Origin of the sequence: Streptomyces sp. NPDC048415, from assembly GCF_040651675.1 — a bacterium.
Lineage (GTDB): Bacteria > Actinomycetota > Actinomycetes > Streptomycetales > Streptomycetaceae > Streptomyces.
This window is the reverse complement of sequence record NZ_JBEZKJ010000173.1, coordinates 1-8,645: the sequence shown is the minus strand read 5'-3', so window position 1 is coordinate 8,645 and position 8,645 is coordinate 1. Positions and strand designations below refer to the sequence as shown.

Sequence of the window (8,645 nt, the reverse complement as noted above, 5' to 3'; positions counted from 1 at the left end):
ACCGCCGACGAGATCCTCAACTCCCTCGCCGACTACCTCACCAAAATCAACCCGCCGACCACTGAAACCTGAAACAGACTTAGTCTCGCCATTTCGGGCGCATCACATTAGAGAGAAGAGCCTTTATCGTTCCGCGAGTTCACCGATTCCCCGCCCGGCCCCCAGCGGGCCGGTGTGAATCGGCCAGGCTGGCCCTCGACCAGCCAGCCCCGCTCCACCAACCGCTTCAGCTTCCCCCGCGTGCCCTCGATCTTCCCGGACACCGCGGGCAGCCCGATCCGGGGCACGATCTGCTTTGCTTGCATCGGCCCCGACGCGTCCGCGACCACCTGGACGATGTCCCGGTACACATCCGGCAGGACATCCGCCGTGGGACCTTCCCGCCAGTGCGGCACCATGATCGCCCCTACCACCCGCACCTCGGGCTTCACCGGCTCCTGCAGCGGCACCGTCTCAGCCACCACCTGCCCAGACAGACCAACGAGTACCTCAGCCACCGTCTCTCGCGTCACCCGCAGCCGCGACCACGCCTCCCGCTCCCCGTCGAGCCGCGCGGTCAACTCCGCGATCTCCGCTTCGAGTTCCTCCACCCGGACACGGGCCGCCGCTTCCCGCGCTTCCAACTCCTCGATCAACGACACCATCAACGCCCCCTACTCCACCGCCACAGTAGAAGGACGCCCACCCTGCCCACACCCTCAACCAGAGTTCGCCCAGCTCAAGGCGTCCCCGGAGGAGAGCCACACCCTTCTGCGATTCGTTTGGTTGGCACCGTCGAATCTACGGAGAAGAGCCCCTTGGGCACCGGGAGTTGACCCGGCCGGCGTCCCCGTCATGGCGAGCGAGGGTGAACCGCCCCGGCGCGTCCTCCTCCAGCCAGCCCCGCTCCACCAGACGCTTCAGCTTCCTCTCGTGCACGACAAGCCGTGTGCAGACCTTTCAGTCGCTGTCGACATCCAGTAGTGCGATCCAGCTGCAAGACGACCGTCTTGGCTCAGCCACGGCTGGCCGGCGGACGGGGCGGCGCACTGTCGAGCCCGCTTCGAAAAGAGTTCGGTTTCTCGCGACGGACACCGTCTGCCTCCCCGTAGAGCAGACGAAGGCACCACCCGTACCGCCACGCACCACGACCCTTCGTCCGACTCGCGAACCCACGAGGTACCTGTGGCCCTCTTCTCCATACTCCGTCTTCCCCGCCACCCGCGGTCGCGGGGGCGTGTCGCCGTCGGGTTGCTGGCGCTCGTCGCTGGCACCCTGCCGAGTGTGTCGGCCGACGCCGCCACTCCGCCCTCCGGATCGGTCAGCGACACCGCGTCCACGACCACATGGAGCGCCGGTCCCTTCGCCGTCCCGAACGTCACCGGCACCACCGGGACGGTGAGCTGCGGAAGTCCGCAACTCTGCGACGACTACGCGCTGAAGGTGTCGGTGCCGATGGGCTACGACGCCGGTCACAGCCTGCGCATCGACGTCAAGTGGCCCGATACCGCAGCCGACTTCGACCTGTACGTCCTCGACGCGGACGGCCGCGAGGTGGCCGCCTCCGCCTCCTCCAGTGACCCTGAGACCGTACTGCTCCCGGCGGTGACGGCGTCGTACACCGTGCGCGTGGTGCCCTACGCACCGCTCGGCGACAGCTTCACCGCAACCGCAAGCCTGGTCGCCAACCCGGTCAATCCGCCACCGAGCACGGCCCTCCCGCCGACGTACGCGAACTCCTCGGCACCCGACAGCATCAAGGACGCGCACAACGCTGGTGAACCCTCGATCGGCGTCGACCGCGCGAGTGGCGCCGCGATGTTCCAGGCGTACACATCGACGATCAAGGTCACCTACGACAGCGCCGGCGCCGCCACCTGGCAGGACAAGAGCGCGAAGGCGGCCAACGGCTGTCCCCAGGGCAGCGCCACCAGCCTCGACCCGATCCTGTTCACCGACCCGGCCACCCACCGCACCTTCGAGTCGCAGCTCGCCGGCAAGACCGCCCTGACCTGCTACACCGAAGACGACGGCGAGACGTGGACACCGACGAGCGGCTCGGGCATCAACTCCGGTGTGGACCACCAGACCATCGGTGGCGGACCCTTCGCCCCGGGCGGGCCAGGCGCCCTCACGTCGTACCCCCACGCCGTCTACTACTGCTCCCAGGACATCGCCGACGCCTCCTGCGCGGTCAGCCGGGACGGCGGTCTGACGTACGGGCCCGCGGTTCCGATGTACTCGCTGCTGGACTGCGGCGGCCTGCACGGGCACGTGAAGGTGGCCCCGGACGGCACGGTGTATGTGCCCAACAAGGGCTGCGGCGGCCAGCAGGCCGTGGCCGTCTCCGAGGACAACGGGCTGACGTGGGCCGTCCGCAAGAACCCGTCCAGCACCCCCGGTGACTCCGACCCGAGCGTGGGAATCGGGGCCGGCGGGACCGTCTACATGGGCTACCAGAACAGCGACGACACCGCGCGTATCGCTGTCAGCCACGACATGGGCAAGACGTGGCTGTACGACCAGAACGTCGGCGCCGGCCTCGGCATCAAGAACATCGTCTTCCCGGCCGTGACTGCAGGCGACGACAACCGCGCCGCCTTCGCCTTCCTGGGCACCACGACCGGCGGCAACTACCAGGACACGACCAACTTCAAGGGCATCTGGCGCCTGTACGTGGCCACCACCTACGACGGCGGCCAGTCCTGGGTCACCGTCGACGCCACCCCCACCGACCCGGTCCAGAAGGGGTCGATCTGCACGGGTGGCACCACCTGCGGCAACGACCGCAATCTCCTGGACTTCAACGACGTCACCCTCGACGCCCAGGGCCGCGTGCTCGCCGCCTACGCCGACGGCTGCACCGGCGCCTGCGCGACCGGCGGCGCGCAGAACTACGACGCACTGGCCTCCATTGCCCGCCAGTCCTCCGGCAACACGCTGTACGGCGCATACGACGCCGTGGTCGGCGGCAAGCACAAGAAGCCCAGAGGAGGCCAGTAGATGAAGCTTTTGCCCCCGGCTGCCGTACTGATCGGCACCGCCCTCGGCCTGGCGGCCGTCACCGGATGTTCGGCGACGGCCAAGCAGGCCGAGCCCTCAGTGGCGACGCCGTACGCGGCCGGGAAAACGGCCGGCACCGCGCCCGGCGGCTGTCCCACCAACGCCTCACTGCCGCTTCCCAGGGACTTCCCGGCAAACCTTCCCGTGCCCGACGGCGCGGTCGTGACCTCGGTGCAGCACCGCACCGGCGACCGGCTCGTCGTCACCACAGTCGTACGGGGCCGCTTCGCCGCCGCCCTGGCGTTCCTGCAGAAGAAGCTTCCCAAGGCCGGATACGCCCTGAAGGAGGGCGAGGTGGAGGAGGACGACGCCGAGTCGAACTTTTCCTCCGCGACCGTCGAAGGCCGCTGGACCCTGCGGAAGATGCCCGACTGCGAGGGAGGGATATACCTGACATACCTGACGTCTGCCGTCTCCTGAACTGATGGCGTCCCTCGTCATGGTGTAAGCGATCAACTGGTGGGCTTGTTCGGGGTGTTGGGTAGTGCGGGGGGCGCTTTCGGGGAGTTCACGGTAGAGCTCGTCCATGCTGCCTTCGGGGAGGTAGCGGCGGGGGAAGGCGATCCATTCGTCGTGCATCTCGAAGAGCACGGCGGTGACCAGCCGCAGCAGGGCGTCGTCGTTGGGGAAGACCTGGACGACGTCGGTCCGGCGCTTGATCTCCCGGTTGATCCGCTCCAGCGGGTTCGTGGACTGGATCTTTTTCCAGTGCCTCGGCGGGAAGTCCGCGAACGCGGTCAGGTCCTCCTTCGCCGACAACGCTGCCAGGCGGCACCGAGCATGACCTTGCGGACCGCGGCGACCAGGCCCGAGTGCTGGTCGGTGACGACCAGGCGGACACCGGACAGGCCGCGTTCACGCAGGGAGCGCAGGAACTCCTTCCAGAACGCCTCCTCCACCGACTCCATCGGCTCCACCGCCTCCCCGGCCCCGTTCCCCGGCCCGGCGCGCCCGCCCCGAGCCGGTCACGCGGCGCGCCTCGTACACCTCCCGCTCCGGCGCGTACAACCGGAACGCGGCGGAGCGTAACCGCCGGTCACGCTACGCCACCGCGGGGAGCGTTGAGGGCATGAACAGTGAGACCGCTCCCCCCGACCGTGTCGCCCACCCCACCAGCAGCCCCACAGGCCACTTCGCGATGCGGTTCAGCTCCACCCCGCGCGGCGCGCGGCTCGCCGGGCAGCGGTTCGACGCGTGGGGCATCCCCTACGACTACGACCCGCACCACGCACTGACGCTAATCGTCGCCGAGCTCGCCCCGGACCGCAGCGCCCGCAAGGCCGCCTGGCGGATGATCCGCCGCGAGGAGGGCCTGGACGACGACGTCTGACCCGTAGGCTCCGGCTGGATATGCTGGCCGGGGCACCCCTTGGAGGACATCGTGAGCACACAGCCGGACCACGGCACGGAGCTTGTCCCGCGCCCCGAACGTACCCCCGACGCCGTCCGCGTGGCGCTCGCCCGGATCGCCCCTCACCGCCTTGACGAGATGGAAAAGCACAAGGAAGAAGCACTCGCCGCCGCCATTCGGACCAGTAAGATCGGGCACCTTCAGCACTGGCTGACCCACTGGGCCGCTCAGGTGGAGATCGAGCGTCGGCCCGATCTCTCCGCACGCCGTAGCCGTGCTCTCGCCACGATCCACGGCACGGCCAGCAAGGACGACCCCGCATTCCGATCTGCCATGGCGGAGTTGCGTGCCGTCGAGGACACGGCGACGCAGGCGGTGTCCGAGTGACGTGGAGGTGGGAGTACGACCCCAGCGAGGCGTACGTCATCGGCGAAGCACCGCCGGCGTTCGTCGCCGAGGTCGAGAAAAAGGCTGACGAGCTGGTGCGGGCTGCGGCGGCCTTCTACCTCGACGGAACACAGTACGAAGGGCTGGGTCCGAAGGGAGACACCGCACATGTCGACAGCGGATTCTTCGTCTACCTCATCGTTCCCCGGCATGAATGCGTATACGTCCGCCAAGTGACCTGGATCTGATCCAGCGGTCGGCCCCCGGCTCTTCGGAGCGGGGGCGTTCTTCTGTCTCAGCCTCCGGCCGCGGCCCGGCGTCTTCCCGCTCGCCCTCGCCACGCTCCACCGACTCCATCGGCTCCACCGCCTCCCCGGCCCCGTTCCCCGGCCCGGCGCGCCCGCCCCGAGGTGCCCGGCCGCCTGGACGAGGGAGGCAGTCGATGACCGGCCAGGGCCCCGGCGACCGGGCCGAGCGCGCGCTGCAAGAGCCCAGTGACGTGATGCCGCCCGTGTTCTGGGCTTTCCATGAGCTCTATCACCACGCGTACTTCGAATACACCTGCGTGCAGCTGGGCGACCAGGTGGCAGCCGACCAGCTCGTCGACACCACTTTCGTGTTCCTCGCTGTCATCTGGCGGCAGGTCACCGCCCAGGAAAACCCCGAAGCCTTCGCCTGGACCCTGCTCAAAGAGCGCGTAGCCGGCGAACTGGGAACCCGCGGCCGCGAGGCAGCGGCGCTGGAGACCCTGGCGTTCGAACGCGCCATACGCGCGGCCTGCGACCCCATCCTGGACAACTTCCGCCAGGACTTTTGCGCGCAGGTCACCGAACTGGAAGACGGGCTGGGCCTGTATGCGGCAATGGCCCGCCTGCCGGAGCGCCAGTTTGATGTCATGGTGCTGCAGTTCGCCCTCGGCTTTCCCACCAGGCGCACGGCGCTGGTGATGGGCGTGTGCGAGGCGACGGTCCGCTCCACCCGCCGCGCCGCCAAACGCCGGCTGGCGGCCGAACTGGGCCTGGCGATCGGCGAGGACGGCGACGATGAGGAGTGAGACCAGCATGCGCCCCCACACACCGCGCACCATCGAAGAAGCCCTCGCCCGAGCCCGGATCTTCGAGGGTGACTACACCACGGCACACCGGGACGCCTCCCGCCAGCGCATCACCGACCAACTCCTCGAACTGCGCTGGATGCAGGCCCTCACCGGCCCCGGCAGCAGCCTGTCCCGCTCCGCCCGCCCGCCCCTGCTGCTGCACGAACAAGCCGACTCAGAACTGCGAGCCCTGTGCCAGGGCGTCATCCACGACGACGACGCCGCCCACCGTCTCGCGCGCTTCGACAAAACCCGCGACCCGGGCGGCGCGCTCGCCTTCGCCTGCCTGCTGCTGCTCGCCGACCGTGAGGAAGGCGCCCAGTTCTGGCTGCAGTTCGCCGCCGGCGGCGGCCAGGCCACCGGCGCCCTGTGCCTGTATCTGCTCCATCTGGCCCGCGGCGAATGGCGGGATGCGAAGTACTGGGCACGCCAGGTCCCCGTCCTGGAACACGAACCCTGCCAGTACGCCCCCGTACCGCACGAGGTCGTCGACACCGCCCCGGGCCCGGGCGGCCTCACCGTCTACATCGACCTGCCCGAGGACGCAGCCACCGTTCCCAAGGCCGCCGTCAAAGACGCCATCGAGGACCTGGACGTCAACCAGCTCGACGGCTTCGGCGCCATCCCCCAACCCAGCCCCGAACTCGCCCACCAGCTCGAAGATCTTGTCACCACCGGTCACTGAACACCTCGCACGAGCTTCGTCAGCGTCTGTGCAAGGTCTCTCCGCGGTGGGGCTGTCGCGGGCCCCGCCAGGCGTCCCTCCTTCCGGGCCGTCCTGGCCACACCCCTCAGTGACACACAAGCTCGGATGTCCGCTGGGCCTGGCACACGACCTGGCTGGTCCGAAGGCCATCGCGGGCGGGATGCGGGATGGGCTCATGGAGTGCCTGCGCGCCGCGGCAGCCGTCACGCAACCCGGGCCGGCCGGCGTCCAGTAGGGGCCGCAGGGCGGCACTGCCTCACCCGGCTGCGCCGCAGACCTGCTTCGCCGCGGGCTGCCACCGTACTGGGGTGGCTGGCGAGCGACTCCAGGCTGCGGGTGCGCCCTCAGGACCGATCTGCTCTCTCAGGTAGCCCGGCTGCTCGCAATGCGGCAGTGCGCGGTGTTGACAGTCAGATGAGCTGCTGCATGACCCGGGGCGGAGGCGGGGCGGGGTCGAAGTCGAAGCAGACCGCGGGATGCAAAACCATGTTCGTCGGCTCGGTGGCGACGTGCAGGTCGACGATGTCCAACAACGATTTCCTGGCATACCAGTTGCCATACCGGGCCGCGACTTCCCCGATCGGAGACCCGCCGAGCACCTCGCGTACGGCTCGAAAGCGGTACTCGGTCAACTGCTGCAAGTCCACAAGCGCCCACCGGAGACACCTTCCCTCGCCCGTGAGCGAGGGACAACGACCACCTGTCACGTCAACTATGTCCAGAGCACGAACGTTAAGCATCTCCTGAGACCTCACACCGACACGCGCCGACAGGGGAAGCCCGCCGCGCTCTTCCGGCACCTTGCCGGGTGGATGGTGCGCTCACCGTCCACCGGGGGTGCGTCAGCGCCCCGCGCCGAGCTTCGCCCGTACCCGCTGAACACCCCGGAGCAGCTTCACGGCCTCCCCCGGATCGATCGGCCCGGGCAAGAAGAGGCTGATGGGGGTGTGGCAGCAGATGACGGAACTCGTCGCCCTGGAGCCGAGGATGAGGGCGCCAGCAATGAGGAACGGGGACCATCCGTTGTAGAGCCGGATCGCCAGGAGGATGAGCAGCACCGGGGTCAGGGTGAGCGCCAGGGAGACGACCGCCCGCGCGATGTTCACGGCCACCGTGCCGGGGTGCCTGCCGGTCAGCTGCGCGGTCTCGTGCTGGGTGAAGCCGTACATCTTGGCCGCCACGACGGCCGTGGCCTGCTGCGTGGACAGCTGGCGGACCGCATCCCGCACGATGACGCGGTCGGCAACAAGGGCGCCGACGTCGCGGCCGTGTGCGGGAGAGGTGCGCAGCTCGGCGAGACGCTCGGCTTCCCGCTCCCGTTCCCTCTGCAGCCGGACCGCCCAGTGGGTCACGTCCCGGCGCAGCGTCGTGTAGATGTACGCGCGCGGCTCAGTCAGAACGCGGTGTACGCGCAGGGCCTTCTCGAACGCCGTATGTACGAGATCCTCGGCACCGACGGCTGCTTCGGGAACGTCACGCTCCCGAAGCAGCCGGGCGACCAGCGCCGTCATCCGCGGTCCGTCCTTCCGGTACAGGGCCGCCAGGGCCTCGATGTTGGGCGATGGTGTCGTCTCCGGGGCGTCCGTAACGTCGGTGGTCTCCAGGTCAGGCACTGCGCTTCCCCCGCTTCCCCGGTGCCTCGTCCGGCGGGACGTCCTGCGCGGCCCGCTTGGCGCGGATGATCGCGGCCTTCCCCCGGGCCCGGTTCCAGTACGCCGCGCTGTCCAGCAGGCCCTTGATCCCGGGAACGAGAACGGCGACTACGAGCAGCAGCATGTCGGCAAACTTCACTGAGCAACCTCCTCCAGTGTGCGGCTCCTCAGTGCCCCAGGCCGGGGCCGTGGCCGTACATGACTGGAGAGGATCGGGCCGCCGGTTCTCTTGACACCCCGTCCAAGATCTTTGAGCGGCCGCCCGGGAGGGCTCCTGCCCGGATGCCGGTGCGGCGGCGTGGGCCACCGTGATCGGGGCCGCGCCGGATCCGCTGCTGGGCAAGCGGGCACGCGAGCAGGCCACCCGGTTCACTCGCCCGTGCCTGCCCGAGCTTCAGGCTGCCGGGGTCA

General features: G+C 69.1%; 10 protein-coding genes and 2 pseudogenes. 7 read left to right on the top strand and 5 right to left on the bottom strand.

Annotated elements, in window-relative coordinates:
* Positions 1 to 107: 107 nt before the first annotated feature.
* Entirely contained in the window at positions 108 to 644 is a 537-nt protein-coding gene (locus AB0D27_RS44365) for a hypothetical protein (protein WP_362521071.1), read from the bottom strand.
* A gap of 619 nt (positions 645 to 1,263) precedes the next feature.
* On the opposite strand from AB0D27_RS44365, the gene AB0D27_RS44360 reads away from it, so the two are divergent.
* Together AB0D27_RS44360 and AB0D27_RS44355 are read left to right on the top strand one after the other, a co-directional pair.
* Positions 1,264 to 2,982, top strand: a complete 1,719-nt coding sequence (locus AB0D27_RS44360) for a sialidase family protein (RefSeq protein ID WP_362521068.1) — start codon at positions 1,264 to 1,266, stop codon at positions 2,980 to 2,982.
* Positions 2,983 to 3,462, top strand: coding sequence for a hypothetical protein (locus tag AB0D27_RS44355; protein WP_362521073.1), 480 nt, complete (start codon positions 2,983 to 2,985; stop codon positions 3,460 to 3,462).
* A gap of 144 nt (positions 3,463 to 3,606) precedes the next feature.
* On the opposite strand, the pseudogene AB0D27_RS44350 reads toward AB0D27_RS44355, so the two are convergent.
* Positions 3,607 to 3,938 (bottom strand): annotated as a pseudogene (locus AB0D27_RS44350) (transposase); the annotation flags it as partial.
* Positions 3,939 to 4,180: 242 nt separating this feature from the next.
* On the opposite strand from AB0D27_RS44350, the pseudogene AB0D27_RS44345 reads away from it, so the two are divergent.
* The 5 genes and pseudogenes from AB0D27_RS44345 to AB0D27_RS44325 form a co-directional block, all read left to right on the top strand.
* A pseudogene (locus tag AB0D27_RS44345) lies at positions 4,181 to 4,300 on the top strand (ATP-binding protein); the annotation flags it as partial.
* A 123-nt stretch (positions 4,301 to 4,423) separates the two neighbouring features.
* Positions 4,424 to 4,780: a hypothetical protein gene (locus tag AB0D27_RS44340; RefSeq protein ID WP_060900323.1), complete on the top strand. Its 357-nt coding sequence runs from the start codon at positions 4,424 to 4,426 to the stop codon at positions 4,778 to 4,780.
* On the top strand, positions 4,777 to 5,028 hold the full coding sequence (locus AB0D27_RS44335) for a hypothetical protein (RefSeq protein WP_054230720.1): 252 nt from the start codon (positions 4,777 to 4,779) through the stop codon (positions 5,026 to 5,028). The genes AB0D27_RS44340 and AB0D27_RS44335 overlap by 4 nt, the downstream gene beginning before the upstream one ends.
* Positions 5,029 to 5,222: 194 nt before the next feature.
* Positions 5,223 to 5,834 carry a sigma factor-like helix-turn-helix DNA-binding protein gene (locus tag AB0D27_RS44330; RefSeq protein WP_362521064.1) on the top strand — a complete coding sequence of 204 codons (612 nt, stop codon included), beginning with the start codon at positions 5,223 to 5,225 and terminating at the stop codon, positions 5,832 to 5,834.
* Between the two features lie 7 nt (positions 5,835 to 5,841).
* Complete coding sequence (locus tag AB0D27_RS44325; protein WP_362521061.1) at positions 5,842 to 6,561, top strand: hypothetical protein; 720 nt, start codon at positions 5,842 to 5,844, stop codon at positions 6,559 to 6,561.
* A gap of 431 nt (positions 6,562 to 6,992) precedes the next feature.
* Here the strand turns inward: AB0D27_RS44325 and AB0D27_RS44320 are convergent, their stop codons facing one another.
* The 3 genes from AB0D27_RS44320 to AB0D27_RS44310 all read right to left on the bottom strand — a co-directional run bounded on the left by AB0D27_RS44320 (position 6,993) and on the right by AB0D27_RS44310 (position 8,373).
* A complete protein-coding gene (locus AB0D27_RS44320; RefSeq protein WP_362521058.1) occupies positions 6,993 to 7,223 on the bottom strand; it encodes a hypothetical protein in 231 nt (76 codons plus the stop codon).
* A 201-nt stretch (positions 7,224 to 7,424) separates the two neighbouring features.
* Complete coding sequence (locus AB0D27_RS44315; RefSeq protein ID WP_362521055.1) at positions 7,425 to 8,195, bottom strand: RNA polymerase sigma factor; 771 nt, start codon at positions 8,193 to 8,195, stop codon at positions 7,425 to 7,427.
* The gene (locus AB0D27_RS44310) at positions 8,188 to 8,373 is read right to left on the bottom strand and encodes a hypothetical protein (protein WP_362521052.1); all 186 of its coding nucleotides are present in this window, start codon (positions 8,371 to 8,373) and stop codon (positions 8,188 to 8,190) included. Before AB0D27_RS44310 ends, AB0D27_RS44315 begins: the two co-directional genes overlap by 8 nt.
* Positions 8,374 to 8,645: the final 272 nt, after the last annotated feature.

Excerpts from the sequence above, each read along its gene's own strand:
- AB0D27_RS44365 (WP_362521071.1), bottom strand. The coding sequence starts at position 644 with ATGGTGTCGTTGATCGAGGAGTTGGAAGCGCGGGAAGCGGCGGCCCGT.
- AB0D27_RS44355 (WP_362521073.1), top strand. The coding sequence starts at position 2,983 with ATGAAGCTTTTGCCCCCGGCTGCCGTACTGATCGGCACCGCCCTCGGC.
- AB0D27_RS44330 (WP_362521064.1), top strand. The coding sequence starts at position 5,223 with ATGACCGGCCAGGGCCCCGGCGACCGGGCCGAGCGCGCGCTGCAAGAG.
- AB0D27_RS44325 (WP_362521061.1), top strand. The coding sequence starts at position 5,842 with ATGCGCCCCCACACACCGCGCACCATCGAAGAAGCCCTCGCCCGAGCC.